Source organism: Psychromonas sp. KJ10-5, from assembly GCF_055808325.1.
This window is the reverse complement of the sequence record NZ_CM147864.1, coordinates 570,198-596,709: the sequence shown is the minus strand read 5'-3', so window position 1 is coordinate 596,709 and position 26,512 is coordinate 570,198. Positions and strand designations below refer to the sequence as shown.

29 protein-coding genes are annotated in these 26,512 nt (G+C 38.1%); 7 read left to right on the top strand and 22 right to left on the bottom strand.

The annotated features are described in order from the left end of the window. Nucleotide 1 precedes the first annotated feature (1 nt). The 16 genes from pheT to yceD all read right to left on the bottom strand — a co-directional run bounded on the left by pheT (nt 2) and on the right by yceD (nt 15,239). Nucleotides 2–2,389, bottom strand: a complete 2,388-nt coding sequence (pheT, locus tag AC0L3W_RS02885) for a phenylalanine--tRNA ligase subunit beta (protein ID WP_290038436.1) — start codon at nt 2,387–2,389, stop codon at nt 2–4. Between the two features lie 12 nt (nt 2,390–2,401). Further along, on the bottom strand, nt 2,402–3,382 hold the full coding sequence (pheS, locus tag AC0L3W_RS02880) for a phenylalanine--tRNA ligase subunit alpha (protein WP_290038437.1): 981 nt from the start codon (nt 3,380–3,382) through the stop codon (nt 2,402–2,404). A gap of 166 nt (nt 3,383–3,548) precedes the next feature. Beyond that, entirely contained in the window at nt 3,549–4,160 is a 612-nt protein-coding gene (locus AC0L3W_RS02875) for a fumarylacetoacetate hydrolase family protein (protein ID WP_409439717.1), read from the bottom strand. Nucleotides 4,161–4,191: 31 nt separating this feature from the next. Continuing rightward, complete coding sequence (locus AC0L3W_RS02870) at nt 4,192–4,968, bottom strand: TatD family hydrolase (RefSeq protein WP_290038439.1); 777 nt, start codon at nt 4,966–4,968, stop codon at nt 4,192–4,194. Further along, nucleotides 4,958–6,013 carry a DNA polymerase III subunit delta' gene (gene holB, locus AC0L3W_RS02865; RefSeq protein WP_290038441.1) on the bottom strand — a complete coding sequence of 352 codons (1,056 nt, stop codon included), beginning with the start codon at nt 6,011–6,013 and terminating at the stop codon, nt 4,958–4,960. The genes AC0L3W_RS02870 and holB overlap by 11 nt, the downstream gene beginning before the upstream one ends. Then, nucleotides 6,014–6,667 carry a dTMP kinase gene (tmk, locus tag AC0L3W_RS02860; protein ID WP_409439718.1) on the bottom strand — a complete coding sequence of 218 codons (654 nt, stop codon included), beginning with the start codon at nt 6,665–6,667 and terminating at the stop codon, nt 6,014–6,016. A gap of 1 nt (nt 6,668) precedes the next feature. Beyond that, complete coding sequence (gene mltG / locus AC0L3W_RS02855; RefSeq protein ID WP_290038443.1) at nt 6,669–7,664, bottom strand: endolytic transglycosylase MltG; 996 nt, start codon at nt 7,662–7,664, stop codon at nt 6,669–6,671. 5 nt (nt 7,665–7,669) lie between these two features. Then, nucleotides 7,670–8,527: an aminodeoxychorismate lyase gene (pabC, locus tag AC0L3W_RS02850; RefSeq protein ID WP_409439719.1), complete on the bottom strand. Its 858-nt coding sequence runs from the start codon at nt 8,525–8,527 to the stop codon at nt 7,670–7,672. Between the two features lie 269 nt (nt 8,528–8,796). Further along, nucleotides 8,797–10,038: a beta-ketoacyl-ACP synthase II gene (fabF, locus tag AC0L3W_RS02845; RefSeq protein WP_290038445.1), complete on the bottom strand. Its 1,242-nt coding sequence runs from the start codon at nt 10,036–10,038 to the stop codon at nt 8,797–8,799. 314 nt (nt 10,039–10,352) lie between these two features. Then, nucleotides 10,353–10,586, bottom strand: a complete 234-nt coding sequence (acpP, locus tag AC0L3W_RS02840) for an acyl carrier protein (RefSeq protein WP_025562459.1) — start codon at nt 10,584–10,586, stop codon at nt 10,353–10,355. A gap of 182 nt (nt 10,587–10,768) precedes the next feature. After that, nucleotides 10,769–11,503: a 3-oxoacyl-ACP reductase FabG gene (gene fabG / locus AC0L3W_RS02835; RefSeq protein ID WP_290038448.1), complete on the bottom strand. Its 735-nt coding sequence runs from the start codon at nt 11,501–11,503 to the stop codon at nt 10,769–10,771. Between the two features lie 2 nt (nt 11,504–11,505). After that, nucleotides 11,506–12,447 (bottom strand): ACP S-malonyltransferase, encoded by a 942-nt coding sequence (gene fabD, locus AC0L3W_RS02830; RefSeq protein WP_409439720.1) that lies wholly within the window; start codon nt 12,445–12,447, stop codon nt 11,506–11,508. Nucleotides 12,448–12,526: 79 nt separating this feature from the next. After that, nucleotides 12,527–13,486, bottom strand: a complete 960-nt coding sequence (locus tag AC0L3W_RS02825; RefSeq protein ID WP_290038452.1) for a beta-ketoacyl-ACP synthase III — start codon at nt 13,484–13,486, stop codon at nt 12,527–12,529. Continuing rightward, the gene (gene plsX / locus AC0L3W_RS02820; RefSeq protein WP_290038454.1) at nt 13,479–14,519 is read right to left on the bottom strand and encodes a phosphate acyltransferase PlsX; all 1,041 of its coding nucleotides are present in this window, start codon (nt 14,517–14,519) and stop codon (nt 13,479–13,481) included. The genes AC0L3W_RS02825 and plsX overlap by 8 nt, the downstream gene beginning before the upstream one ends. Nucleotides 14,520–14,528: 9 nt before the next feature. Then, nucleotides 14,529–14,699, bottom strand: coding sequence for a 50S ribosomal protein L32 (gene rpmF, locus AC0L3W_RS02815; protein WP_025562454.1), 171 nt, complete (start codon nt 14,697–14,699; stop codon nt 14,529–14,531). A gap of 18 nt (nt 14,700–14,717) precedes the next feature. Beyond that, nucleotides 14,718–15,239 carry a 23S rRNA accumulation protein YceD gene (gene yceD, locus AC0L3W_RS02810; RefSeq protein ID WP_290038457.1) on the bottom strand — a complete coding sequence of 174 codons (522 nt, stop codon included), beginning with the start codon at nt 15,237–15,239 and terminating at the stop codon, nt 14,718–14,720. Nucleotides 15,240–15,375: 136 nt separating this feature from the next. On the opposite strand from yceD, the gene AC0L3W_RS02805 reads away from it, so the two are divergent. Then, on the top strand, nt 15,376–15,957 hold the full coding sequence (locus tag AC0L3W_RS02805; RefSeq protein WP_290038460.1) for a Maf family protein: 582 nt from the start codon (nt 15,376–15,378) through the stop codon (nt 15,955–15,957). Between the two features lie 158 nt (nt 15,958–16,115). Here AC0L3W_RS02805 and AC0L3W_RS02800 read toward each other — a convergent pair whose 3' ends face one another. Together AC0L3W_RS02800 and uvrB are read right to left on the bottom strand one after the other, a co-directional pair. Continuing rightward, complete coding sequence (locus tag AC0L3W_RS02800) at nt 16,116–17,138, bottom strand: GGDEF domain-containing protein (protein WP_409439721.1); 1,023 nt, start codon at nt 17,136–17,138, stop codon at nt 16,116–16,118. A gap of 248 nt (nt 17,139–17,386) precedes the next feature. Beyond that, nucleotides 17,387–19,414, bottom strand: coding sequence for an excinuclease ABC subunit UvrB (gene uvrB, locus AC0L3W_RS02795; RefSeq protein ID WP_290038463.1), 2,028 nt, complete (start codon nt 19,412–19,414; stop codon nt 17,387–17,389). Between the two features lie 917 nt (nt 19,415–20,331). On the opposite strand from uvrB, the gene AC0L3W_RS02790 reads away from it, so the two are divergent. Both AC0L3W_RS02790 and AC0L3W_RS02785 read left to right on the top strand, forming a co-directional pair. Beyond that, nucleotides 20,332–20,916, top strand: coding sequence for a YajG family lipoprotein (locus AC0L3W_RS02790; protein WP_409439722.1), 585 nt, complete (start codon nt 20,332–20,334; stop codon nt 20,914–20,916). A gap of 26 nt (nt 20,917–20,942) precedes the next feature. Continuing rightward, nucleotides 20,943–21,488 (top strand): peptidylprolyl isomerase, encoded by a 546-nt coding sequence (locus AC0L3W_RS02785; RefSeq protein ID WP_409439723.1) that lies wholly within the window; start codon nt 20,943–20,945, stop codon nt 21,486–21,488. Between the two features lie 89 nt (nt 21,489–21,577). Here AC0L3W_RS02785 and minE read toward each other — a convergent pair whose 3' ends face one another. The 3 genes from minE to minC are packed head-to-tail and all read right to left on the bottom strand — an operon-like array spanning nt 21,578 to nt 23,423. Further along, complete coding sequence (gene minE, locus AC0L3W_RS02780) at nt 21,578–21,844, bottom strand: cell division topological specificity factor MinE (RefSeq protein ID WP_290038466.1); 267 nt, start codon at nt 21,842–21,844, stop codon at nt 21,578–21,580. A 1-nt stretch (nt 21,845) separates the two neighbouring features. Next, complete coding sequence (minD, locus tag AC0L3W_RS02775; protein WP_290038467.1) at nt 21,846–22,658, bottom strand: septum site-determining protein MinD; 813 nt, start codon at nt 22,656–22,658, stop codon at nt 21,846–21,848. 18 nt (nt 22,659–22,676) lie between these two features. Then, nucleotides 22,677–23,423: a septum site-determining protein MinC gene (minC, locus tag AC0L3W_RS02770; RefSeq protein WP_409439724.1), complete on the bottom strand. Its 747-nt coding sequence runs from the start codon at nt 23,421–23,423 to the stop codon at nt 22,677–22,679. A gap of 126 nt (nt 23,424–23,549) precedes the next feature. On the opposite strand from minC, the gene AC0L3W_RS02765 reads away from it, so the two are divergent. Genes AC0L3W_RS02765 through arsC form a run of 4 tightly spaced genes read left to right on the top strand, consistent with a single transcriptional unit; the run spans nt 23,550 to nt 25,686 of the window. Beyond that, nucleotides 23,550–23,840, top strand: a complete 291-nt coding sequence (locus AC0L3W_RS02765; RefSeq protein WP_409439725.1) for a YcgL domain-containing protein — start codon at nt 23,550–23,552, stop codon at nt 23,838–23,840. Next, on the top strand, nt 23,837–24,862 hold the full coding sequence (locus AC0L3W_RS02760) for a lytic murein transglycosylase (protein WP_409439726.1): 1,026 nt from the start codon (nt 23,837–23,839) through the stop codon (nt 24,860–24,862). The genes AC0L3W_RS02765 and AC0L3W_RS02760 overlap by 4 nt, the downstream gene beginning before the upstream one ends. Before the next feature lie 10 nt (nt 24,863–24,872). After that, complete coding sequence (locus AC0L3W_RS02755; protein WP_290038471.1) at nt 24,873–25,313, top strand: YcgN family cysteine cluster protein; 441 nt, start codon at nt 24,873–24,875, stop codon at nt 25,311–25,313. Nucleotides 25,314–25,335: 22 nt separating this feature from the next. Then, nucleotides 25,336–25,686, top strand: a complete 351-nt coding sequence (gene arsC, locus AC0L3W_RS02750) for an arsenate reductase (glutaredoxin) (protein WP_409439727.1) — start codon at nt 25,336–25,338, stop codon at nt 25,684–25,686. Between the two features lie 92 nt (nt 25,687–25,778). On the opposite strand, the gene hda is transcribed toward arsC, so the two are convergent. Beyond that, nucleotides 25,779–26,507: a DnaA inactivator Hda gene (gene hda, locus AC0L3W_RS02745; RefSeq protein ID WP_290038473.1), complete on the bottom strand. Its 729-nt coding sequence runs from the start codon at nt 26,505–26,507 to the stop codon at nt 25,779–25,781. Nucleotides 26,508–26,512 lie beyond the last annotated feature (5 nt).

Here is a 26,512-nt window from a genome sequence, read left to right as displayed (position 1 = left end):
ATTAATCTCTCAAAGATGCATTAAACTCCGTAGAAACCGCTTCAACTATCGAGCTAACGCTGTCAGCAATCTCTTGTTCTTCCAAAGTACGTGTAGAATCTTGTAATATTAAGCCTATTGCTAAGCTTTTTTTACCTTCTTCAACGCCTTGACCTTGGTATACGTCAAACAAGTTTATGCTAACTAGCTCAGAACCGCCAATTTTTTCTATAAATTTTAGGACCTTACCTGCATTTACTTGTTCATCTACAACAAAAGCAAGATCTCGGCTGTTCGCAGGGAACTTAGAAATATCACCAGCTTGAGGTAGTTGTCTAGTTAATATACTATCAACTTCTATTTCAAAAACAATAGCTTGACCATTTAATGCAAAAGGTTTCTTCAAACTTGGGTGTAGGCTACCGATATAACCAACATTTACACCATTTCGGTAGATACCTGCTGATTGTCCTGGGTGCAATGCACTGTGTTTTTCTGCTTTAAACTCAAAACTAGCATCATCAACCGTTAAATCTAATACTGCTTCTAAATCAGCTTTAAGATCAAAGAAGTCTGCGGCACGAGTTTCCATTGACCAATGTTCATCGCTAACATTACCGATAATCACACCTGATAACATAGCCTGTTGACGAATACCATTTTCAGCTTGTTCATCTTTGATGAAACGTAAACCCGTTTCGAATAAACGAACACGGTTCTGTTGACGTTTTTGATTTTTAGATACACTTTCTAATAAACCAGTCCATAAGCTAACACGCATTGCTGACATATCTTTAGAGATTGGATGCGGTAAAATAAGTGCATCAGCTTCTGGGTGTAATTTAAGTTGCTTATCAGGGTCAACAAAGCTGTATGTGATAGCTTCTTGGTATTCACGGTTCACTAATACATCACGAATTTTAGATAATTTTAAACGTGACTCATTGTGAGCTGGCATAGTTAATGCAGCTTGAGGTGCGATATTTGGGATGTTGTTGTAACCAAATACACGAGCAACTTCTTCGATTAAGTCTTCTTCAATTTCCATATCGAAACGGTAACTTGGTGCAACTGCAGACCAACCTTCAGCGGTTTCAGTTACTTCACAACCTAGTTGAGTCAGAATTTGTTGAACACGTTCTGCATCAATTGAAATACCGATTAAACGATCTAGTTTGCTACGACGTAATTCAATGGTTGCTTGTTTTGGTAAATTTGCTTCGCTCACAGCTTCTGTGATTGGGCCAACTTGACCGCCACAAATTTCAACTAATAACTGAGTTGCACGTTCCATCGCAGTTACTTGTAACAGTGGATCAACACCACGTTCGTAACGATGAGAAGCATCTGTATGTAGACCATAGCTACGTGCACGGCCTGCAATAGCTAATGGAGCAAAGAAAGCACTTTCTAAGAAGATATCTGTTGAACCTTCTTGTACACCAGAATCTTGACCACCAAAAATCCCTGCCATTGCTAAGGCTTTTGATTGGTCTGCAATCACTAATGTGTCTGCATTTAATTTAACTTCTTTGCCATCTAATAATGTAAGCTCTTCATCTTGGTTAGCTAAACGAACTTCAATACCGCCTTCTAGTTTTGATAAATCAAAGGCATGCATCGGATGACCTAGCTCAAGTAATACATACTGAGTAATATCCACGACTGCATCAACACTGCGCACACCACAACGGCGAAGTTTTTCAACCATCCATAATGGCGTTGTTGCATTTTGATTAATACCTTTGATCACACGTCCAAGGTAACGAGGGCAAGCTTCTGGCGCTTGTAAGTTGATAGCCACTTGGTCATCAATTGAAACAACCACATTTTCCCAAGTTGGTTGTGTTGCTACAATGCCATTTAATACCGCCACTTCACGAGCAAGACCTGCAATACCTAAACAATCTGCACGATTTGCTGTTAAATCAACATCAATGATCACGTCATCTAGTTGTAAGTATTCACGAACACATTGACCAATCGGTGCATCTAAAGGTAGTTCAATGATACCTTCTGCACTTTCTGCCATGCCTAATTCAGATTCACTACACAGCATGCCAAAAGAGGGTTGGCCGCGCAGTTTTGCTTTTTTAATTTTAAAGTCACCAGGTAAAACAGCACCCACAACCGCGACTGCTACTTTTAAACCTAAACGACAGTTTTTAGCACCACAAACAATATCGATTAACTCTTCTTCACCGATATTGATTTTAGTCACTTGTAGTTTATCAGCATCAGGGTGTTGACCACATTCAACCACTTCACCGACTAATACTTTGGTAAACTCACCGGCAACAGGATCTACATCATCAACTTCAAGACCTGCCATAGTAATTTGATGTGTTAATTCATCACGTGTAATTTCTGGGTTAACCCACTCGCGTAACCAAGCTTCACTAAATTTCATTATTATTAACCCTTATTTGAATTGCTTGAGGAAACGAAGATCGTTTTCAAAGAATGAACGTAAATCGTTAACGTTGTAACGTAGCATTGTTAAACGCTCAATACCCATGCCGAAGGCAAAACCAGAGTATTTCTCAGGATCTACACCCATTGATTTTAATACGCTTGGGTGAACCATGCCGCAACCTAATACTTCTAACCAACCGTTTTTACCTTTCACGTCAACTTCTGCAGAAGGTTCTGTGAATGGGAAGTAAGATGGACGGAAACGAATTTCCAAATCTTCTTCGAAGAAGTTATGTAAAAAGTCATGCAAAATACCTTTAAGCTGTGTAAAGCTTACGTTTTCTGCAATCATCAAGCCTTCTACTTGATGGAACATTGGTGTATGTGTTTGGTCGTAATCATTACGGTAAACACGTCCAGGAGAGATAATACGCACTGGTGGCTTTTGTGCTTCCATGGTACGGATTTGCACACCTGAAGTTTGTGTACGAAGTACTAAATCAGGGTTGAAGTAGAAAGTATCATGATCAGCACGCGCTGGATGATGAGGTGGAATGTTCAATGCATCAAAGTTATGGTAACCATCTTCTACTTCAGGACCATCTTTTACTTCAAAACCTAACTCACTAAAGAACTCAACGATACGATCAGTAGTACGAGTTACAGGGTGAACATTACCTTGTTTTGTACCACGACCCGGTAGCGTTACGTCAATCGTTTCTGAGGCTAGTTTGGCATTTAAAATATCCTCTTCCATGCCTTTTTTACGTTCAACTAATACCGCTTGAATCGCTTGTTTTGCTTTATTAATTAATTGACCTGCAGCTGGTTTCTCAGCAGGTGGTAATTTGCCTAAGCCTTTCATTTGCTCAGTCATTAGGCCTTTTTTACCCAGATACTGTAAACGAATCTCTTCTAATTCATTAGTATCTGCGGCGTTTTCGATCTGTTGTTGCGCGTTAGCAACGATTTCATCTAGATGCTGCATTCAATTTACTCTACTTTATACAAGTGATAAAAAATATGGCTGTAATTTTACGCAGATCAAATAGATATGGCTAGTGCTGAGAAGTGTTTGCGGCAGATAAAAGGCTGGAAATGCATAATTATTTTGTGCATTTCCAGTACCTAATAGGATGAGTGCTTAATGCACCTTATGAGACGGTCCAGCTTTGCGACACTAAAAGTGTGTCCTGAGAAAAAATCTGCCCAGTGAATTTATCACCTTGGTTAATTTTACCCACACCTTTTGGTGTGCCTGTCATTAAAATATCATGCTTTTCAAAGGACATAAATTCATTTACTGCCGCAATAATTTCAGCAGGTTTGTAAATCATAAGTTGGTAGTTTGCCTGTTGAATGATTTGATCATTAATCGATAAAACTAAGCTTAAGGAATCCACCGGCTGATCAAAACTCACAAACTCAGAAAAAACAGCAGAGGCATCAAAAGCTTTAGCTCGCTCCCAAGGTAAAGATTTGCTTTTAAGCACACTTTGTACTTCTCGCTTAGTTAAATCTAATCCAACAGCAACACCAACAAACTGATTATCGTCGATCAATAGTGAGATTTCAGATTCATAGTGAATCGCATCAACAGCATGGGTCGTCATGTCAGTACTAATCGCAGAATTCGGCTTCACAAAAATCACTGGTTCTGTAGGAACTTCATTATTGAGTTCAGCAATATGCTCAACATAATTACGTCCAATACAGACCACTTTTGAAGGGCTAATGGGTTGTCCATTAAATAATACTGTTTGCATAAAAGCTCCTTGGCTAATACCGCCTAATTAATTAACGTTTTGCATTTTTAAATAAGGTGAAGTAGTTATTAGTCGTTGCTTCGGCTAGTTCAGCAAATGAAACACCTTTTAAGTCAGCAACAAACTCTGCCACATTGTAAGTGTATGCGGGTTCATTTTCTTCACCACGATGTGGTACAGGAGCTAAATAAGGCGAATCAGTTTCCACTAATAAACGTTCTAACGGTACCGCTTTAATTACTTCTTGTAACTCTTTAGCATTCTTGAAGGTAACAATGCCTGATACTGAAATATAAAACCCCATTTGCATTGCTTCCTGCGCCATTTCAATAGACTCTGTAAAGCAATGTAAAATACCACCGACTTGTTCCGCCCCCTCTTCACGAAGAATATTCAGAGTATCTTCACGAGCGCCACGGGTATGAATAATCAAAGGTTTGTTGAGTTTTTTAGCAACTCGAATCTGTTTACGGAAAGCATCTATTTGCCACTCTTTTGTCTCTGGCGAGTAGAAATAATCTAAGCCTGTTTCACCAATGGCAATCACTTTTTCAGCACTTGCATATTCAAGTAACAAATCTTCATTCATCACTGCTTCTTTGTACAAGGGATGTACGCCACAAGTACTCGATACTTGATCGTAAGGTTGAATCATTTCAGCCATCGCTGGATAATCTTCTAACGTGACACAAACGCTTAATAGGTGATTGATGCCTTTTGCTTGTGCCTTTTCAATCACATCGGCAATTCCCGTGTGTTTTTTAGTGTAATCTAATCGATCAAGGTGACAGTGAGAATCAACTAACATGGTGCGTTTCCTTAAATTCATTCTTTATTTTAATCAACAGAGCGCTGATCAATAACTCTTTCTTTAATGCGTTGTGTTCGGTTAATAAGCTTCGTGTTTTTAATATTTCTTGGCTTAACATACGTAAACTTTTAAAGCTTAATTGGGCTTGCCAAAGTTGTAACTGTGGCAATGCAAAGTAATAGATAGCATCTTGATCAAGTTGTTCGGTGTTTAATTTTAATTTATGAATATCATGTAATAGATGAAAAAGCAGTAATAAATTTTGCTCTGCATCGTTAGCTAACAAGCGTGAAAAGCTAAATAACTGCTGTGGTTGATACAGCATGTTAAACACACCTTCCACACATTGACGACGTGTATCTAGACTTGCATCTTGCTGTAATGCTTTTAAATGATTTAATAAAGCTAATGGACTATTTTGAAACCAACGCAATACACCTAGATCACTGACTTGATAACCCAGTTCATACAACCAGTTAATTAAGCTTTGGTCATCCGGGCTATGCAAATGAGTTTGTTGCAATCGGCTTAATAAAGTTGGCATTAATTGATGATGCGTTCTTGCTAGCAAAACCAGATAACTATCACCCTGCGGCTCTTCTAATGTTTTTAATAATGCATTGGCTGCGGCTTCAGTGAGCTGTTCTGCTCCTTTAATTAGCACGACTTTATTGTTGCCTAGCTGTGGGCGTTCATTGAGTTTTTCAGTCAATAAACGAATTTGATCAATACCGATAGATTTATTTTTTTCAGCCACTAACAAATGATAATCGAGGTGATTATGAGCACTAAATAGCTTGCAGGAATGGCATTCAAAGCAGGCATCATCATGTTGTTTGTTAGTACACAACAGATATTGTGCTAATTGTTGTGCTAACTTGTACTTTCCAATACCAGCACTCCCCGTAAACAACAAACCATGGGCAAATCGCCCCTGCAAATAAGTCTGCTGAAGTTGCTGATAAAAAGGAGTTAACCAAGGCGTTGACACTTGTTCAAAACTTGATTCAACCATATCTGATGTTACTTGCGTAGTAGCCATTTATAAACTCGCTAACCAGTTATCGAGTTGCAGATGAATCGCAGCTTTTACTTGTTCAAAATCCTGACTTGCATCGATACTCACGGCATTTTTTTCTTGCTCTGTCAGTTCCTGAAACACTGCTCGAGAGCGATTAAAGAAGTCGATAGCTAATCGCTCGATACGATCTAACTCTCCGCGACCTCTTGCTCGGCTTAACCCTAATTCCGGTTCAATATCTAAAAATAGGGTAAAGTCTGCCTTGAAGTCACCTAAAGCCACTTGCTTAATGTCATTAATTAACTGTAAGTCGATGCCACGACCGCCGCCTTGATAAGCTAAAGAAGACCAATTATGACGATCACCAATCACCACTTTATCTGCTGCCAGTGCTGGTTTAATTTTATGTTCAACCAGTTGTACACGAGCAGCATACATGATCAATAATTCTGCTTTATCATCAAGTTGTTCATCTGCGACATCCATTTTAACTATTTCTCGCATCTTTTCAGCGAGTACAGTGCCACCAGGCTCACGCGTTAATTCAATATGTTGTTTATTGACTCCTTGTTGCTCTAACCAATCTTGAATGTATTGAATAGCAGTACTTTTACCTGCACCTTCTAATCCTTCAATAACAATAAATTTACCCGCTAGTTTTTGTATTGCTGACATTTTATTTTCCTCGGATATATTTATTAACTGCATTGTTATGCTCTCTTAAGTTTTTAGAGAAATAAGAGGTACCATCCCCTTTGCTCACAAAATATAAGTATTTTGTATCTGCAGGGTGCAAAGCGGCATACAGCGCTTCTTCACTTGGCATCGCAATTGGTGTCGGTGGTAATCCGGTAATGGTGTAAGTGTTATAAGCTGTTTTTTCTCGTAAATCTTTACTACGGATACGTCCATCATAACGTTCCCCCATTCCATAGATAACCGTTGGATCTGTTTGTAAACGCATACCTATTTTTAAACGATTAACAAACACCGAGGCTATTTTGTCTCTATCGTTGGCTAAACCACTCTCTTTCTCAATGATTGACGCCATAATCAAGGCTTCATAAGGTGTTTTATAGGGAAGGTTTTTGTCTCTTTCTGCCCATAATTTTTCAACGACCGCCTGTTGATGTAAGTACGCTTTTTTAATAATACTAAAGGCACTCATATCAGCAGAATAGTGATAGGTTTCAGGAAAAAGTAACCCTTCTAATTTAGGTGAAGTGCTGCCTAGCTTAGCTAAAATAGCTTGTTCATCTTCTACAATTGGTTTGATTCTGTCAGCTTTGCTTAATGTGGTTAGCCAATCCTTGTAAGTGCTACCTTCAACAAAGGTCACTTTAAACTGATAGCCTCGCCCACTGTTTAAGATAGTTAAGATTTGCTGTAAAGATGCCTCTTTAGGAAATTGATAAGTACCTGATTTAATATGTGTTAACTCAGGATACAATTTCGCAACTACTTTCCACCAACGGTCTGAGTCTAATAATCCTTGTTCCATTAATTGTGGTGCTAAATGCGAAAAGTAGCTGCCCTCCGACAAGGTAAATAGTTGTGTTTCAGTTACACGTGGTGTACTTAAATAAGTGTCCACTTGCTGTTTTGCCCAACCTATCATAGCGATTACTATAACAATGAATAAGGCGACTGCTAAACCAACTTTCTTGATCATATAAATTAACTTCCTTGCTTAAGCAATGTTTGTAATTCAGTAACAGGTTTAAGTTGCTCTACTGAATAATGTCTATCTTGATATTGTTTGACTGCAACAACGCCCATAAGCGCATTAGTTAAACACAGGCATGTTGCTTGATTAATGTCTGCTAAGGTGATCTCTTTCTCAATCACATTGATATTTTGCAGCTGTAAAATACGGGCTCTCATCACTCCAGCGACACCACTATAATTAAGCTTTGGAGTGATCCATTGACCTGCTAGGTAAATAAAAACATTGGCGCTACAGGCTTCGATGATATGGCCGAATTCATCGCAAACTAACCCTTCAACAGCATTCAATTTAAGTAGTTCTTGTTTGATAAAGACTTGCTCTAATCGTGCTAAGGACTTTAAACCAGCTAATTGTTGGTTGCGCCCTAATTGACTCTGGCACTGTACTATGGCGATGCCTGTTTGTTGCCAAGTAAGATACTGCTCGGGAAAAGCTGACAAGCTGATAATCCGCACCACTTGCTCACAGCCACTTGCACTATAGCCTCGACCACCACTGCCTCTGGTCAACATCACTTTTAATACATGTTGAGGGTATGCAGCAACTGATTGCGCACTGTTAAATACTTCTGTTTGTAACAACTCCCAATCAATATCAGGGAAAAATAAACGCACTGCACCATCTTTAAGTCGTTGTAAATGCAATGACCAATCAATTACTTCACCGTGTGCAATTTTGATGGTAGAAAATACCCCATCACCATAAGCTAAACCACGATCAGCAGCATCAATAGTTTGACTGACAATACCGTTAATTAACATGACGTTACTCATCCAATGTAAAGTTGAATAAAGGATTATACGCATAATCCCTTGTTCACTAAATAGCAGATCGGAAATAATCCCCATCACGCTAAATAGCGGAATATTATTGATTACTAAAATACATTATTTTAGATTATAAATTCTGCAAAAAAGTGCAGCATTAGCTGTATGTCTACCCATAATTGCTATTATTAAAATTGAAATATCCCTTTTGCGGACACAATTTTTGGACATAAAAAAACCCGAACTTGCGTATCGGGTTTTTAAGATCAGCAACTACAAGTGACTGATTCATATCATTAGCAATAGTACTAGATACGTTTAAAAATTAACGTACCGTTAGTGCCACCAAAACCAAATGAGTTTGACAGTGCATATTCAATATTTGCAGGACGTGCCTTACCGTCTGTTACGTAATCTAAATCACAGCCTTCACTTGGGTTTTTAAGGTTAATCGTTGGTGGAGCAACTTGATCTTTCAGGGCTAGCACACTGAAGATAGCTTCGATTGCACCAGCAGCACCTAATAAGTGGCCCGTCATTGATTTAGTTGAGCTCATCATCACTGAATTTGCTGCCTCTCCCCAAATGCTTTTCACAGCTTGAGTTTCAGCAATGTCACCGGCTGGTGTAGACGTACCATGTGCATTGATGTACTGAATATCAGAAGCATCGATACCTGCATCACGGATTGCATTTTTCATTGATAATGCTGCACCTGCACCACTTTCTGGTGGTGACGTCATGTGGTAAGCATCACCACTCATACCAAAACCAACCATTTCAGCGTAGATTTTTGCACCACGTGCTTTCGCGTGCTCATATTCTTCGATAATTAATACGCCTGCACCATCACCTAATACAAAACCGTCACGAGATTCATCCCATGGGCGACTGGCTGTTTCTGGTGAATCATTACGTGTAGAAAGTGCACGTGCAGCACCGAAGCCCCCCATTCCCATTTCAGTTGATGCTTTTTCTGCACCACCAACAAACATAACATCCGCATCACCATGTTGGATCATACGCGCACCTAAACCAATGCTGTGTGTACCTGTAGTACAAGCAGTTGTTACGGCGATGTTTGGACCTTTCAGGCCTTTGTTGATTGAAACATGACCAGAGATCATATTGATAATAGTTGCAGGTACAAAGAAAGGACTGATTTTACGTGGTCCTGTTTTGTTATAATTATCTTTGTTTTGTTCGATAATGCCTAGACCACCGATACCAGAGCCGATTGCAACACCGATTCTCTCTGCATTTTCTTCTGTAATTTCTAAGCCAGAATCTTGTAATGCTTGTTCAGAAGCGGCCACACCGTATTGGATAAATAGATCCATTTTGCGTGCTTCTTTCTTTGGCATATACTCTTCGACGTTAAAGTCTTTAACTAGACCAGCGAATTTAGTGGAAAACTTTTCAGTATCAAAGTGTTCAATATTTGAAATCCCACTTTGACCAGATTGAATAGCCTGCCATGATTGCTCAACCGTATTACCTACTGGTGAGATGATCCCTAAACCGGTTACTACAACGCGACGCTTTGACACTAGACTCTCCTAAAATAAAGCTATAAAAATAATAACTAAAAATTTTTATACCAATGTATATTAATTTCGTGTTTCTAATATGACACTGATGAAAAAATGGCTGAATTTGTGACGTAAGTTAATGTAATGATGTCTCTTTTACTAAACTTACAACAAAAAACAAGTCACTTTAACCAGGAATATAGAACACGGGATTTGTATGATTGGTGTTTTAAAATACTTAGCTATTATTTAAGGTCAAATTATTAATGTTTAAATAGACAAAAGGCGGTCACAAGACCGCCTTTAGATATTTCTACACTTATAGTGAGAAATTAACCGTTGTTAACAACGTAATCAATCGCAGATTGAACAGTAGTGATTTTCTCTGCTTCGTCATCTGGGATCTCTGTATCAAATTCTTCTTCTAGAGCCATTACAAGCTCAACTGTGTCTAGTGAATCAGCACCAAGATCGTCAACGAAAGAAGCTTCGTTTTTAACTTCGTCTAGTTGAACACCTAATTGCTCAACGATGATGTTCTTTACGCGTTCTTCGATATTGCTCATTTTTTATCTTCCTATGTAATTACGCATTTGCGTTAAGTTGCGGTAGTTTATTCTATCGCGTTTAATATTCAAGTATTCTATCACTGGTTAGACCAGTATTTTAAGATTTTAATCAATAAATTAATAGAATATCTATCTTTTTGAGTTAATTGCTTATTTGCTCAACAAAGTTAGGCAAAAAATTAAACCATGTACATGCCGCCATTAACGTGAATTGTTTCACCGTTAATGTAAGCAGCACCTTCAGAGGCTAAAAATACAACAGTAGCAGCAATCTCTTTTGGATCACCTAAACGACCAGCAGGCACATTTGCTAAAGTAGCTGCGCGTTGCTCTTCGTTTAGTGCTTTCGTCATATCTGTTTCAATGAAACCAGGTGCAACTGTATTAACAGTAATACCACGGCTTGCAACTTCACGTGCTAATGATTTAGTAAAACCAATTACACCAGCTTTAGCAGCTGCATAGTTAGTTTGACCAGCATTACCCATTGTACCGACTACAGAACCTACATTAATAATGCGACCAGCACGCTTTTTCATCATTGGACGAAGTGCAGCTTTACTCAATTTAAAGATAGGCGTTAAGTTAGTGCCAATGATGTCATCCCACTCAGCATCTTTCATACGCATCAATAGGTTGTCACGTGTGATACCTGCGTTATTCACTAACACATCCACACTACCAAACTCTTTCTTAATGTCAGCAAATAATGCTTCAATAGACTCTGTTTCTGTGACGTTTAAGACAAAACCTTTACCAGCATCACCTAAATATTCACTGATTGCAGCAGCGCCACTTTCGCTCGTTGCTGTTCCTAATACAGTTGCACCTAATGCTACAAAACTTTCAGCAATTGCTCGGCCAATACCACGGCTTGCACCTGTTACTAAAACAACTTGATCTTGCATACTCATTCTTATTCTCCTTTAACAGCAGCTAATGCAGCCGCTAAACTTGCTGTATCGTTAATTGCTTGTGCAGTAAAGCTCTTGTCGATACGACGAACTAAACCACTTAATACTTTACCTGGGCCAGCTTCAACTTGTAAGTCGATACCTTGCTCAGCCATTTTAACTACTATATCAGTCCAACGAACCGGACAATATAGTTGACGCACTAGCGCATCTTTAATTTTGTCAGCATCTGTTTCAATCGCAACATCTACATTATTAATGACTGAAATACTTGGCGTATTAAAAGTAACGTTTTGTAATGCAACAGCTAACTGGTCTGCAGCTGGTTTCATTAATGCACAATGTGAAGGTACTGATACTGGTAATGGCAAGGCACGTTTAGCACCTGCTTCTTTACATAACACACCAGCACGCTCAACGGCATCTTTGTTACCTGCAATAACCACTTGACCTGGTGAGTTAAAGTTTACTGGAGAAACCACTTCTCCTTGCGCTGCTTGCTCACAAGCCGCTTGAATTTCTGCATCACCTAAACCGATAATCGCATACATTGCGCCAACACCTGCAGGAACCGCTTGTTGCATCAATTGGCCACGTAATTCAACTAATTTAAGTGCATCTTTAAAGTCAATCACACCAGCACATACTAATGCTGAGTACTCACCTAAACTATGCCCAGCAATGGTCGTTGGTTTTTCCCCACCAACCTCTGCCCAAACACGCCAAATAGCAACAGAAGCAGCTAATAAAGCAGGTTGTGTTTTATCAGTTTGGTTTAATGATTCTACCGGTCCATCTTGGCATAACGCCCAAAGATCGTAACCTAGTACTTCACTTGCTTCTTTAAATGTATCAACAACAACCGGGTAAGTTGCCGCTAAATCAACGAGCATACCTAAGCTTTGCGAACCTTGGCCAGGAAAGGCAAATGTAAAGTTTGTCATGTTTAATTCCTAATATTTATTCTTACGATCTCATCAATGTATCGCTTGTCTATATTGTTACTTTAAAGAGTGTCAGTTGTTACATTACAACTAATGCACTTCCCCAAGTAAAACCACCACCAAATGCTTCTAATAGCACTAATTGGCCAGGTTTAATTTTTCCACTTTTTACCCCTTCGTCTAAGGCAAGTGGTACTGAAGCAGCTGAGGTATTACCATGTTTATCAAGTGTTAAAATAACTTGATCCATAGACATACCTAGTTTTTTAGCTGTTGCAGCAATAATTCGTTGATTGGCTTGATGTGGAACTAGCCAGTCTAACTTGTCTTTCTCAATGTTATTTGCAGCTAATGTATCCACCACCACTTGGCTCAGTTTCTTCACCGCTACTTTAAACACTTCGTTCCCAGCCATTGATAGGTATGAATTAGTTAATGTTTGATCATTACCACGTTCAACATTAGGCAACTTTAATAGGTCACCAAAACGACCATCGGCATTAATATGAGTAGATAAAATACCTACTTCTTCAGTTGCTGTTAACACTACGGCACCGGCACCATCACCGAACAAAATGATAGTACTGCGATCTTCTGGGTCACAGGTTGCCGCTAATGCATCAGCACCAATCACTAGCACATTCTTAGCGCTACCTGATTTGATAAAATTATCTGCCACACTCAATGCGTATGTGAAACCAGCACAAGCGGCTGATACGTCAAACGCAGGAATATCATAAATACCCAATAGATTCTGAACTTCACAAGCAGCAGAAGGGAAGGCATTATGATTACTTGTTGTCGCTACAACAATTAAATCCAAATCACTTGCAGCTAAACCAGCAGATTGTAACGCTTGCTCGCCAGCTTTTGTGCCCATAAACGCGATCGTTTCTTGTTCACTTGCAATACGACGCTCTTTAATGCCGGTGCGTACTGTGATCCATTCATCACTAGTATCGACCATCTTCTCTAAATCTTGATTGGTGCGTACTGCTGTTGGTAAATAACTACCCGTACCTATAATTTTGCTATTCATGTAATAAACAATCTCGCTCTGCTAATACAGATGCCAACCTTTCGCTAATACTCGTTGGGATCTGCCATTGAATTTCTTTGATGGCTTGTTCTATTGCACAAGTGAATGCTTCTACATTTGCGCTACCGTGACTTTTCACAACAATGCCACGTAACCCTATCAAACTGGCACCATTATACAGATCTGGATGTAAATGTTTTAATTGGTTTTTTATCAATGGATTTAATAACTTACCAAGCAAACGACTATACCAGGTTGCATCCATGGCTTTTTTTAATTGTGCTATAAAAACGCGTCCCATCCCTTCATAGCTTTTTAATGCGATATTGCCACTAAATCCATCAGTTACTACAACATCCGCTGGGCTATCAAACAGCTCATTTGCTTCAATAAAACCGATATAATTAATATATTTAGTTTCATTAAGTAAACTCGCGCAATGTTTGATTTCATCGCTCCCTTTATTACTTTCTCGTCCTACATTTAATAGGGAAATAGATGGTGAACTCACTTGTTCAACCTTCTCGCAAAGCACACTTCCCATTAATGCAAAATTAAATAAAGTATCACAACCACATTGTAAATTTGCCCCCAAATCCATCATATAACTGTGTCCGCCACGGTTATTGGGTAAAGCAGAAACCAATGCTGGTCTGGAAATCCCCTCAAGCGTTTTTAATATATGCTTAGAAAGCAACATTAATGCGCCAGTATTTCCCGCACTAACACATGCATCAGCTTCTCCATCAGCGACTAATTGTAGTGCCATTAGCATTGAAGAGGGTGAGCGATGACGTAACACTGAAACAGGATCATCTTCCATTGATATGGTTTCAGGTGCATGCACTAATTTAACGCGAGCGTGATCAAGTAAATGATATTTTTTTAATAAGGGATTTATTTGCTGCTCATCACCGACAATTATGATGAATAAGTTGGGATGGAGTTGTAAGGATTTATAGCTTGCAGGTAAAGAAATATGGGGGCCAAAATCACCCCCCATGGCATCAAGCGCAATAGTAAAGTTACGCAAAGTAATAACTTACTTTTCGATTACTTTTTTGCCTTTGTAGAAGCCGTCAGCAGTAACGTGATGACGACGGTGAGTTTCACCAGAAGTACTGTCAACAGTTAAAGTAGGTGCACTTAGTGCATCATGTGAACGACGCATACCGCGTTTTGAAGGAGTCTTACGACTTTTTTGTACTGCCATTTTAAAAATTCCTGCTTGTTACTTGAGCTTTAGCTGAGCTAGAGCATCAAATGGGTTAGGACGTTCTTGTTCTTCTTCAATTTCGCCGAAGCTACTTTCGTAGTCACTGTAATGACAATCCTCAATTGCATGCATTGCAATCTGTGGAAGTGTTAATAACAGCTCGTCTTCAACTATTTGGTGAAGATTTACCTCCCCATTTTCATCGTAATAAATGGGTTCATAAACGTCTGGTAAATTATTTTCCTGCTCTTCATTCAGAACAGGACAATACGTAAATTCAGCTTCACATTGATAAGTCATAGGCTCATTGCACCGTTGACAAGTGAGTTCTACTGCGACGCTTGCTTTCCCATGAAATATTCTCAACCTTTGCTGATCTACTTCAAAAGAAAAATGCACGTCGATATCAGAGTGAATACTGTTTGTTGACTCTCTTAATCTGCTTAATAAAGACTTGTCGAGGCTAGCATTTAGCTCCAATCTATTATTAGCAGCGCGAACAGAATCAACGCTAATCGGTAGTTTAACCTTTTGCATGGTCGCGAATAATATAGATAGAGTTCAATATAGTCAAAGAAAAACCGCTATTTTTCTTAAGTTTTTATTCAACTATCGCTTTATTCTTTCACAGTCCTTAAAATAAACTTATTTTTACACATAACTAGGATTCATTATGCCACAAAAGCTAGTATTAGCATCGACTTCGCCGTTTCGTAAACAGCTATTAGAAAAGCTACACGTAGACTTTTCCACAGCTAACCCACAGGTTAATGAAGATGAACTGCCTGGTGAAACCGCCATTCAATTAGTAGAAAGACTGGCGATCGCAAAAGCACAAGCTGTCACTAGTGATTTTCCCAATGCTTTAATCATTGGTTCAGACCAAGTTTGTTTGAACAATGGTCAAATTTTAGGTAAACCCGGTAACTTTGAAAATGCCTTCAAACAATTAAAAGCAGCTAGTGGTCAACATGTCACCTTCTACACTGGTTTAGCCTTAGTGAACAGTGCAACGGGCGAAGTACAGTCTTTAGTTGAACCCTACGATGTTTATTTTCGTGAGTTATCAGACCAAATGATCACTAATTACTTGAACAAAGAAGAGCCGTATAATTGTGCAGGCAGTTTTAAAAGCGAAGGGTTTGGCATCAGTTTATTTAGCCGCTTTGAAGGTAAAGATCCGAATAGTTTAATCGGCCTGCCACTTATTTCATTAATCGAAATGTTAGACAAAGAAGGTCATCCTGTACTTTAATCGAAAGCAATATTGACATTACAGTATTACCTTTGATCTTTTAAAAGGGCATGATTCAAGGGAAGTAATATTAGGTGATTCACCTTTATTCAATATAAGCTCATCGCTGTATATTAATATTACTTCCTTTTGTTCTATATTTTTTAAGCAACACTTAGCTACCCTGTTTCGTTGCCACTTTGCCACTCATGAAAAGAGTCACTTGATTTTAAAATAGATTTTACCACATACATATTTTTATCTGCTCTATGGATCAGGGTATCTGGTAAACAAAAATCACTAGGCCCGGTCTGCGCATAACCGATACTCATGGTGAGATTATCTAAATTAAGCTTAACCCGTTCTATTAAACGTACTCCAAAGGTTTGTCGCACTTGCTCATGTACACAGTTGGGAAAAATAATACAAAACTCATCACCACCATACCGAAAAGCATAATCCTCTACTCTAGTCAGCTCTTGAATTGTCTGTGCGACAGCCAGTAAAATTTCATTGCCTTTTTGATGCCCTTGCATATCATTAATTTGCTTAAAATCATTAATATCAATATACACTAAAGTAACTGGATATGAGTGTCGCTGTGCTATTTTTAAAGTGTCAGCAAGGGTATCGTTTAATGCTTTTACATTCAGTAATCCGGTGAGAGGGTCTTTTCTTGCTTGCTCACGTAAATGATTAAAGATGTACTCGCGTTTAGATTCATAAACATACACCATTGACCAGATAGCAGCGAGTGTAAAACCAACGTTTCCCATAACAATCCAATGCATCTCATGATTATCAACCCACACCATGTTCCCCAAAACAGCTAAACCACCAGATACACTAATAAAAGTGATCCAACTGCCCGCTTTTATGCCTAGTAACAGATAAGACAAAATAGGGAAAATGAACAACCAAGAAAATAATCCAGCTTTAAAAGTGGTGATCAAAATACCGTAAATCACTAAAAAGTAGAAAGTACACAAATAAATAAAAGACCATCGCTGTAGGTATTTTGTACTTTTAGCAATAATCAAGATCCAACACCAAAAAGCGGCAACACCCCCTTCTATTACAGCAAAAAGGTGGAAACCTGCTATCCAATTATTCACCGCAAAAAAACTTGCAGCAAAAATGGTCACGGCGAGTAAAACCCGTAATGTAGTACGGCGATATCCATATTCTTCGTTATCAATCATTAACTTTCCATTTTAAGATTGCTGAATTTTTTAACTATTCATTATTATTGCTTAATTTAAGGATTTTGCCTGTAATCGTACTTTAGTATTAAGATAAAGTTTAATTTTGTCTTTGATTTCTACTCAAAAATACAAGTTATTAATACCTAGTTACAACAACACAATTTATCCCACTGATAACCTACTTACTTTATTTCCATATAAAGCGAGCTAGTATTTTAACGGATCCCCTCATTAGTAATAGTTATTTATCCTGTTGCAATAAGTTGCTCGTGTAATTTAGAGACTTGATCACGTAATTGAGCAGCTTTTTCAAACTCTAAATCCTTTGCAAAGGCAAACATTTGCTTTTCTAATTTAGCAATCTCTTTCAAAATTTCCTGCTCTGAACGAACCACTTTATCAGCGGAATATGGCGCATCGGTTTCAGCCACTTTATTCAATGGTGTAATGGTTGATTTTGGTTGAGGGTTTTGCCCTAGTTGCATCACATCGGCCACTGACTTCGACAACCCTTTCGGTGATATGCCATTTTCTTTATTAAAGTTATCTTGCAGTTCTCTTCTATCTTCAGTGGTTTTAATCGCTTTTTTCATTGAGTCAGTAATTCTATCAGCATATAAAATGGCTTTACCTTCAAGGTTACGTGCTGCACGTCCCATGGTTTGAATCAACGAACGCTCTGAACGTAAGAATCCTTCTTTATCTGCATCAAGTATCGCCACTAAAGAAACCTCTGGAATGTCTAGCCCTTCTCGTAATAAGTTAATACCGATCAACACATCAAATATACCTAGGCGTAAATCACGAATAATCTCCACACGCTCCACGGTATCTACATCAGAATGCAGGTAACGTACTTTAATACCGTGTTCATTTAAGTATTCAGTTAAATCCTCTGCCATACGTTTCGTTAATGTAGTGACCAACACTCGTTCACTTTTAGGAATGCGAATATTAATTTCAGATAGTAGGTCATCAACCTGAGAACTAACCGGACGTACTTCAATAATTGGGTCCAATAAACCAGTCGGACGTATCACCTGCCTGATAATATCACCCTGTGATTTATCTATTTCATAGTCGCTCGGTGTTGCCGATACATATATGGTTTGTGGAGCAAGCTTTTCAAATTCTTCAAATTTAAGAGGACGATTATCTAACGCAGAGGGTAACCGAAACCCATAATTGACTAGATTTTCTTTACGTGACCGGTCACCTTTATACATCGCGCCAATTTGCGGCACAGTAACATGGCTTTCATCCAATATTAATAAGCCATCTTTAGGTAAATAATCAAATAAGGTAGGCGGCGCTTCGCCCTGCCCTCTACTAGACAGATAACGTGAATAGTTTTCGATACCTGAACAATAACCTAACTCGTTCATCATCTCTAAATCATATAACGTACGCTGCGAAATGCGCTGCTCTTCTATTAATTTATTTTCCGCTAAGAACTCTTTTTTACGTTCCTGTAATTCTTCTTTAATACCTTCAATAGCATTTAAGATTTGCTCTCTTGGAGTCACATAATGAGTTTTAGGAAAAATTGTGGTGCGCGATAATTTTTCTAACTGCTGTCCGGTGAGTGGGTCGAATACACTTATGCCTTCTACCTCATCGTCAAATAGCTCAATGCGTATTGCTTGTTTCTCTGAATCAGCAGGGAAAATATCAACAACTTCCCCTCGTACTCTAAATGTACCGCGACTTAACTCAGTTTCATTACGGGTATATTGAATATCCACTAATCGCTGTAAAATATCACGACTTGAAATTATCTCTCCAACACTGATATGTAACATCATTTGTAAATAAGATTGTGGATCACCTAAACCATAAATAGCTGACACTGATGCAACTAACACTACATCTTTACGCTCTAGTAAGGCTTTAGTAGCCGATAACCGCATCTGTTCTATATGTGCATTTACCGCAGCATCTTTTTCTATAAAAGAATCAGAGCTAGGTACATAGGCTTCCGGCTGATAATAATCATAATAAGAAACAAAATACTCCACCGCGTTATGTGGGAAGAACGCTTTCATTTCACCATACAATTGAGCCGCTAGGGTTTTGTTTGGCGCGAGGATCAAGGTGGGTTTATTCAATTGAGCAATAGTATTGGCTAATGTAAATGTTTTACCCGAACCGGTTACCCCTAATAGCGTTTGATAAGCAAGACCAGACTCAATCCCTTCGACTAACTGCTCTATCGCTTGTGGTTGGTCCCCTGCGGGAGAAAATGGACATACTAATTCAAATGACTTACTCATAAACCCTCTTTACAACCTGTTAATACTACTCACTCAAAAAGTGTTACCAGTATAGTTATCTTTTTATCTTACCATTACTCATTCGCAACAGAATGATCCTTTACGAATAAAATTAAATAAATGCAGATCGTAAAAACTGAAAACCATAAAAACACGTAGTATGTAAAATTATTATCCTCAAACCTGTATTTTAATTAACAACAATGCTACAAAATAAGCCAATAAGCCCCTTTTTATTTATCAAATGTTATTTACTATCCAATAAATAAAGCCTCACAAAACACATATCCTCCTAAAATAGCTTGTAGAATAAATAAACAATATAAATTCTGTTATGTAAAAGTTTGTCAATAAAAATAAATTAATATATTTTCAAATAATACACACATAGCTATTGACAGACTAATAAATAAAGAGCTGGTATAGATTACTAAACCTTCTCTATAAAAAACCACTTGACGATTATAACCAGTTGAAAATAAAGGGGTATTTATTACGGTTAAAAATAACTCTATTTAACCAAAAGCAAGGTATAGCAAGGCCTTCAGACACTTCTCATTGAACTTCCCACAGAGTTATCCACAGAAAAAGTGGATAACCACCGCTAGCCTAGAGTTAATCAGTGTTACAGAAAGATTAAGGTAATATGACGAAGATCTCACAATAAAAAAAATAGCCTGACTAGGTCAAATTTTATGCAAAATGTTTTTAGTAAAGTTATCGTCTGTTTAGCATGGCAAACAGCTAAATACTTGCTCATAATAGGTAAAACACCTCTTTATTAGATAAAAATATCCTATACAAAATAAGTAGTGGTTAAAATAAAATCGATTAATGGCATCGCTTAAGATAAATTAACTCGCTTCTATAATAGGTTTGCTATGATGTACCTTTACTCACCCAATCAGGATCTAAAAATGTTTAAAATGTGTTGCAAATGGCTTTTACTCAATATCAGTTTATTCACTTTGTTAGGGTGTGCTTCCACTCCCACTTATACCAATATCACACCCCAGGTTAATCTTGAACAAAATAGACAAGCATTCACCAACTTGCAGCCTTGGAAAATAGACAGCCAAGATTTACGTATAGCTCGACACGTTATTGAAATAACAGATGGAGATGGGGTTGCCAAATTAATCAACGAACAGCAGTCATTACGTCTCTTAGTCGAAAAAAGTTTAACGAAGGCTTGGTTAGAGAATGGTTTAAAAACAGATGCTAACAGTGACTACCAAGTCGACATAAAACTGGTTAAAGCAATCGCTAAAGTGACTGAGTCGACTTTTAGTTACGATGCCTCGTCACAAATGGTAGTAGATGTTGCATTAACCCATCGAGGTAAACACTTCCATAAAATATTCCGCTCTAATAAACAATGGGATGGTGTCTTTTCTAATCAGATTGACGGCATTACAGACCAACTTAACAAGCAATTATCTTTATTATTAAAACAAATTATTGAAGATCAAGAATTAAACAGTCAGCTTCAACAATTTTAAATATCTACTTATAGCAAGGAAATTACATGAAATTTATTACCGCACTATTCTTTTTATTAATGAGCAATACCGTACTTGCTGCAAATCCAACTGTACTAATTGATACGAATAAAGGCCAAATAACTCTTGAGCTGTATCCTAATGAAGCACCTAAAACCGTTGAAAATTTTTTGACTTACATACAGAAAGATCAGTTTAAAGGAACTGTCTTTCACCGTGTGATTGATGGGTTTATGATTCAAGGAGGTGGCTTTTTAACATCAGGACAACGTGCAGAAACGCTTTCGCCTATTAAAAATGAATCAACTAATGGTTTAAGCAATAAACGTGGGACGATTGCCATGGCACGAACTAATTCACCTCACTCTGCTTCTCGTCAGTTTTTCATTAATCAAAAAGACAATAGTTTTTTAGATGCAAAGGGAAGCCAATGGGGTTATGCAGTATTTGGCAAAGTTACTGAAGGGTTAGATGTAGTTGATAGTATCGCTAAAGTGCAAACAACATCCCAGGACAAACCTTTACATAACATCATAATCAATAGCATTGTTGTTCAAGAGAACCAAGAATAAATACTTTAAAGCGTCTTTTTCAAAGCAAAAAAATGCGACTGTTTAAGTCGCATTTTTTGTTTGAAACGCTTTATCTCATCAGATATAGATTACTTTTGTTTTGGTAACGTTACATTCACTTCTAATACAGATAGCTCATCTTCTTCTTTATCACTGAATTCACATTTAACATCATCTGTTGAGATATCCATGTATTTACGGATAACTGCGACCAGCTCTTTTTGTAATTCAGGCATGTAAGATGGTACATCAAAGCTAGAGTGTTCGTGTGCAACAATGATCTGTAAACGATCTTTAGCTAATTTAGCCGTACCTTTTTTTGGTTTGTCCTTAATAAAGTATTGTAATAATCCCATTTTATCCCCCAAATATACGACTTAAAAAGCCTTTCTTTTCGACCGTTACAAAACGTAAGTCGCGTTTTTCTCCTAATAATCTATCAACAGCATCTTGATATGCCTTACCTGCATCACAATCTTGATTTAAGATAACAGGCTCACCTAAGTTAGATGCACTTAATACATCTTGAGACTCAGGAATCACGCCCAATAAATCAATACCTAATAGGTCATCAATATCTTCAATACTTAACATCTCTTCACGCTCAACACGCTCAGGAGAATAACGTGTAATTAACAGGTGTACCTTAACCGGTTCCATCTGTTTTTCTGAACGGTAAGACTTACTTGATAGCATGCCTGTAATACGATCAGAATCTCGTACAGAAGAGACTTCCGGATTAGTAGTTACAACAGCTTCATCAGCAAAATACAAGGCCATCATCGCACCTTGTTCAATACCAGCTGGTGAATCACAGATGATGTAATCGAAACCATCGGCTTTTAACGCATCGATAACTTCAGCCACACCTTCTTTACTCAACGCATCTTTATTGCGCGTTTGAGAAGCAGGTAAAATGTATAAGGTCTCAACACGCTTATCTTTTACTAATGCTTGCTGTAAGTTTGCTTCGCCGTTAATCACGTTAATCAAATCGTAAACAACACGTCGCTCACATCCCATGATTAGATCTAGATTTCGTAGACCAATATCAAAATCAATAATAACCGTTTTAGCGCCCGTTTTCGCTAACCCTGTACCAATAGCAGCACTACTTGTTGTTTTACCAACGCCGCCTTTACCAGATGTGACAACAATTACCTTTGCCATATAACTTTCCTTTGAATTTTAAATTTTATTTAAACTTGAAAAGACCAAATTTTGGTCCTCTAAAGAAACAGAGCAAGAGGTAGACCACATATCCTCTGGTAATGTTTCACTTAATTTATAAACACCCGCAATTGATACTAATTCAGGCTCTAATACAGTACAAAAGATAGCCGCACTCGTGTTGCCCATGGCACCCGCTAATGCTTTACCTCTTAATGTTCCGTATATATGAATGTTGCCATCGGCAATAACTTCAGCGCCGGCGCCCACATCGCCGTTTATCACCAAATCACATTCTTTAGCATAAATTTGTTGGCCTGAGCGGACTCGTCCAACATGCACTTTTGTTTTCACTTCGCTGACCACATATTCAGAGTCATCTAACGAAGCTTCAGTGCTTTGTGTATTTTGTTGTTCTGATTCAGCTGACTGTTCGGTTGTTTTTTCCGAAGGTGTTGCTTTGACCACTTGTCTTTTTGAACCATGCAATAGTGCAATCGAATGCTCAATTGCTAACTGTTTTTGTGCTTCTGATACCGTTCCAGTAATGCCCACTAAAATAAAGCCATGCTCTGCAACTGTACGCTTTAATTGAGAAAAATCGATATTTAATGAAGATTCTTCTATATTTACCACCATGGGAGTATCAGCAAAAAACTCAGGTGCCATTAGTCGTCTTTTATTCAACTCTTCAGCTAATGCTGAAAGTGATTCACTTTCAAGATTGACGACCAATAAGGTAAAATTCAACGATTTTAACGTCATAATTGTCCTTTCTAATTAAATCTTTCTGTTTTGACATAAAATTCAGTCAATTTCTATAAAAAATAAATGCTTATGCATGTTATAGTTTGCGTCAACATTAGGCAAGTAAAGGGCTCGATAAGTATTATGTTATGTGCTGTATATAAAAGTATCCGTAAACCGCAAACCTATCTTTTTGTTGCAAAACGAGACGACTTTTCTCGCGTCCCCACTCCTTTGCTCGAACAATTTGGTCCACCGAAATTAATCTCTGTATTAAATATTACAGACACCACTAAAATGGCGATGGCAAAAGCACCTAAAGTGATCGCTGAAGTCACTTTATCTGGTTTTTATTTACAGCTTCCACCACCACCTGTAGATTACTTAAAAGACCATAAACAACGTAAACAACAGCAATTGGAATCAGATTCATGAAAGTAAAGAATGTATTACTTAACAATATTAGTCGCTCACTAAAAAGCCTTTCCGCGATCACTTTGTGCTGTTTTTCTATCACAAGTTTTGCAGCTACAGAGCGTGACATTTCATTTACACAATATATCGATAATTTAAAACAAGAAGCCACTGAGCTAGGCATAGATCAAAATACCATCAATAGTGCCTTTAAAGATGCTGAATTTTTGGAACGCAGTGTTTCGTCGGATAAACAGCAACCTGAATTCAAAATGACCTTGGATACTTACATTCCTCGTGCTGTTCCTGAATGGAAAGTAAAGCAAGCGCGTGAAGCTTATAAAAAGCATTACAAACTGTTGCATAAAATTGGTAAAGAATATGGCGTTCAACCCAGCTTTATTGTGGCGCTTTGGGGAATTGAAACTAATTTTGGACGCTTAACTGGGCGTCATTACGTCATCTCTTCATTAGCGACTATGGCGTATGAAGGCCGCCGTGAAGCATTATTTAAAAAGCAATTATTTGCAGCCTTAACCATTTTAGAACAAGGTCATATCAGCCAAGATAAATTTATTGGTTCATGGGCTGGTGCAATGGGTCAAGTACAATTTATGCCAACTTCATATCTAAATTATGCTGTTGATTATGATGGTGACGGTAGAAAAGATATATGGGGCACCCCTGCCGATGTATTTGCCTCTGCTGCTAATTACCTTAAAACTGAAGGGTGGGATAGTCGCCATATTTGGGGGCGCCAAGTTACCATTCCTAAAGATTTCGATACTGATCTAGCAGGTATTAAACAACAAAAATCATTAGCTGAATGGCAGGCATTAGGTGTGCGTCGTTATGAAGGCCAAGACCTACCGGATGTTGATTTACAAGCTTCACTGATTATTCCTGATGATAAAAACGGTCGTGTTTACCTCGCTTATAATAATTATAAAGTACTGATGCATTGGAATCGTTCTTATTACTTTGCAACAGCGGTCACCTATCTTTCAGAACGTATTATGTCACCGCAAATTGTAGTTGAGTAAGGAAAAGTAAATGGACAAATTTTGGGAAACCAAGACACTTTCACAAATGTCACAACCAGAATGGGAATCACTCTGCGATGGTTGTGGTAAGTGCTGTCTTAATAAGATAATTGATGATGAAACAGAGGAGCTGCATTTTACGAATGTGGCCTGTCATCTTTTACACACCAAAACATGCCGATGCAAAAAATATGAAAAGCGTTTAAAAATAGTACCAGAATGTGTGAAAGTATCCTTAGATGATATTGAACAATTTCATTGGTTACCTGCGAGTTGCGCCTATAAATTATTAGTGGAAGAAAAACCATTGCCTGAATGGCATCCATTATTAACAGGCAGTCAATCTGCAATGCATAAAGGCGGCCACTCAGTGCGCGGGAAAATAGTCTCAGAAACGCAGGTAGATCCTGATAATTTAGAAGATTATATTGCCATTTGGCCTGCAGAATAATAAATACAAGATAGAGAACGATATGACAGATATTACTTTTTACCACAACCCTCGCTGCTCTAAAAGCCGTGAAACATTAGCTTTAGTAGATAATGAACAACACCAAGTAGAAATAATTAAATACTTAACAACACCACCTTCAGTGGAGACAATTACACAGCTAATTAAGCAGTTAGGATTTGATTCAGCACGTCAATTAATGCGCACTAAAGAAAGCGTATATAAAGAGTTAAACTTAGCTGAAGAGCAAGATGAAGCGGCATTAATTGCGGCGATGCAGGCCAACCCAAAATTAATTGAGCGCCCAATTGTAGTAGCTAATGGCAAAGCAGCCATCGGTCGTCCACCAGAGTCAGTATTAAGTATTTTATAATCACCTAATATATAAAAAACACCGATGATAGAAAACGATATCATCGGTGGATCATGATCCAAATAACAGTCAAAGAATTATTAATAAACGCCTTATAAACGTAATACTTCTTTGACAAAAGGAATCGTTAGCTTACGTTTAGCTTCTAAAGACGCATTATCTAATTGGTCTAGTGTATTTAATAACATACACATTTCACGGGATAAACGATTCAATAAAAATCGCCCCACATCAATTGGTAAACGCATCCCTTTTAACTGTGCTCGTAACTGTAATGCGCCTAATTTTTCTTCATCATTGAGCGGTTGTAAATGATGGCAAGCACCCCACTCCAAACGTGATACTAAATCCACTAACTCGATACCAATTTGTTTAGGTAAATCACTAGCAGAAATGACCAAATTCGCACCAGGTGCACGGTTATCTTTATTGTCTAACCAACGATTATAAAAATCGAACAGCGCTTTTTCCCATTGTTTGTTACCCGCAATCGCATCCACATTATCAATACATACGAGAGTGATATTTTCCATGTTTTCGAAAATATCTAAGGTCATACTACGATGATGATGCAAAGGAATATAAGCAACGGTTTCGCCTATTTCGTCCACTTCAGAACATAAAGCATGTAATAGGTGTGAACGGCCGCTGCCTGACTCTCCCCACATGTACAAGATAGGTTCGCCGATACCTACCACATTATTCTTAAGTAAAGTTAATAACTCGGCATTTTGACCAGGATAAAAGCTCGCAAAGGTTTCATCATCAGGAAACTTTAACGCCAATAAAGGGTATTGAAATCTTAATTCATCTTGAGGCATTAAAT

Excerpts from the sequence above, each read along its gene's own strand:
- pheT (WP_290038436.1), bottom strand. The coding sequence starts at position 2,389 with ATGAAATTTAGTGAAGCTTGGTTACGCGAGTGGGTTAACCCAGAAATT.
- pheS (WP_290038437.1), bottom strand. The coding sequence starts at position 3,382 with ATGCAGCATCTAGATGAAATCGTTGCTAACGCGCAACAACAGATCGAA.
- AC0L3W_RS02875 (WP_409439717.1), bottom strand. The coding sequence starts at position 4,160 with ATGCAAACAGTATTATTTAATGGACAACCCATTAGCCCTTCAAAAGTG.
- AC0L3W_RS02870 (WP_290038439.1), bottom strand. The coding sequence starts at position 4,968 with ATGTTAGTTGATTCTCACTGTCACCTTGATCGATTAGATTACACTAAA.
- holB (WP_290038441.1), bottom strand. The coding sequence starts at position 6,013 with ATGGCTACTACGCAAGTAACATCAGATATGGTTGAATCAAGTTTTGAA.
- tmk (WP_409439718.1), bottom strand. The coding sequence starts at position 6,667 with ATGTCAGCAATACAAAAACTAGCGGGTAAATTTATTGTTATTGAAGGA.
- mltG (WP_290038443.1), bottom strand. The coding sequence starts at position 7,664 with ATGATCAAGAAAGTTGGTTTAGCAGTCGCCTTATTCATTGTTATAGTA.
- pabC (WP_409439719.1), bottom strand. The coding sequence starts at position 8,527 with ATGCGTATAATCCTTTATTCAACTTTACATTGGATGAGTAACGTCATG.
- acpP (WP_025562459.1), bottom strand. The coding sequence starts at position 10,586 with ATGAGCAATATCGAAGAACGCGTAAAGAACATCATCGTTGAGCAATTA.
- fabG (WP_290038448.1), bottom strand. The coding sequence starts at position 11,503 with ATGAGTATGCAAGATCAAGTTGTTTTAGTAACAGGTGCAAGCCGTGGT.
- fabD (WP_409439720.1), bottom strand. The coding sequence starts at position 12,447 with ATGACAAACTTTACATTTGCCTTTCCTGGCCAAGGTTCGCAAAGCTTA.
- AC0L3W_RS02825 (WP_290038452.1), bottom strand. The coding sequence starts at position 13,486 with ATGAATAGCAAAATTATAGGTACGGGTAGTTATTTACCAACAGCAGTA.
- rpmF (WP_025562454.1), bottom strand. The coding sequence starts at position 14,699 with ATGGCAGTACAAAAAAGTCGTAAGACTCCTTCAAAACGCGGTATGCGT.
- yceD (WP_290038457.1), bottom strand. The coding sequence starts at position 15,239 with ATGCAAAAGGTTAAACTACCGATTAGCGTTGATTCTGTTCGCGCTGCT.
- AC0L3W_RS02805 (WP_290038460.1), top strand. The coding sequence starts at position 15,376 with ATGCCACAAAAGCTAGTATTAGCATCGACTTCGCCGTTTCGTAAACAG.
- AC0L3W_RS02800 (WP_409439721.1), bottom strand. The coding sequence starts at position 17,138 with ATGATTGATAACGAAGAATATGGATATCGCCGTACTACATTACGGGTT.
- uvrB (WP_290038463.1), bottom strand. The coding sequence starts at position 19,414 with ATGAGTAAGTCATTTGAATTAGTATGTCCATTTTCTCCCGCAGGGGAC.
- AC0L3W_RS02790 (WP_409439722.1), top strand. The coding sequence starts at position 20,332 with ATGTTTAAAATGTGTTGCAAATGGCTTTTACTCAATATCAGTTTATTC.
- AC0L3W_RS02785 (WP_409439723.1), top strand. The coding sequence starts at position 20,943 with ATGAAATTTATTACCGCACTATTCTTTTTATTAATGAGCAATACCGTA.
- minE (WP_290038466.1), bottom strand. The coding sequence starts at position 21,844 with ATGGGATTATTACAATACTTTATTAAGGACAAACCAAAAAAAGGTACG.
- minD (WP_290038467.1), bottom strand. The coding sequence starts at position 22,658 with ATGGCAAAGGTAATTGTTGTCACATCTGGTAAAGGCGGCGTTGGTAAA.
- minC (WP_409439724.1), bottom strand. The coding sequence starts at position 23,423 with ATGACGTTAAAATCGTTGAATTTTACCTTATTGGTCGTCAATCTTGAA.
- AC0L3W_RS02765 (WP_409439725.1), top strand. The coding sequence starts at position 23,550 with ATGTTATGTGCTGTATATAAAAGTATCCGTAAACCGCAAACCTATCTT.
- AC0L3W_RS02760 (WP_409439726.1), top strand. The coding sequence starts at position 23,837 with ATGAAAGTAAAGAATGTATTACTTAACAATATTAGTCGCTCACTAAAA.
- AC0L3W_RS02755 (WP_290038471.1), top strand. The coding sequence starts at position 24,873 with ATGGACAAATTTTGGGAAACCAAGACACTTTCACAAATGTCACAACCA.
- arsC (WP_409439727.1), top strand. The coding sequence starts at position 25,336 with ATGACAGATATTACTTTTTACCACAACCCTCGCTGCTCTAAAAGCCGT.
- hda (WP_290038473.1), bottom strand. The coding sequence starts at position 26,507 with ATGCCTCAAGATGAATTAAGATTTCAATACCCTTTATTGGCGTTAAAG.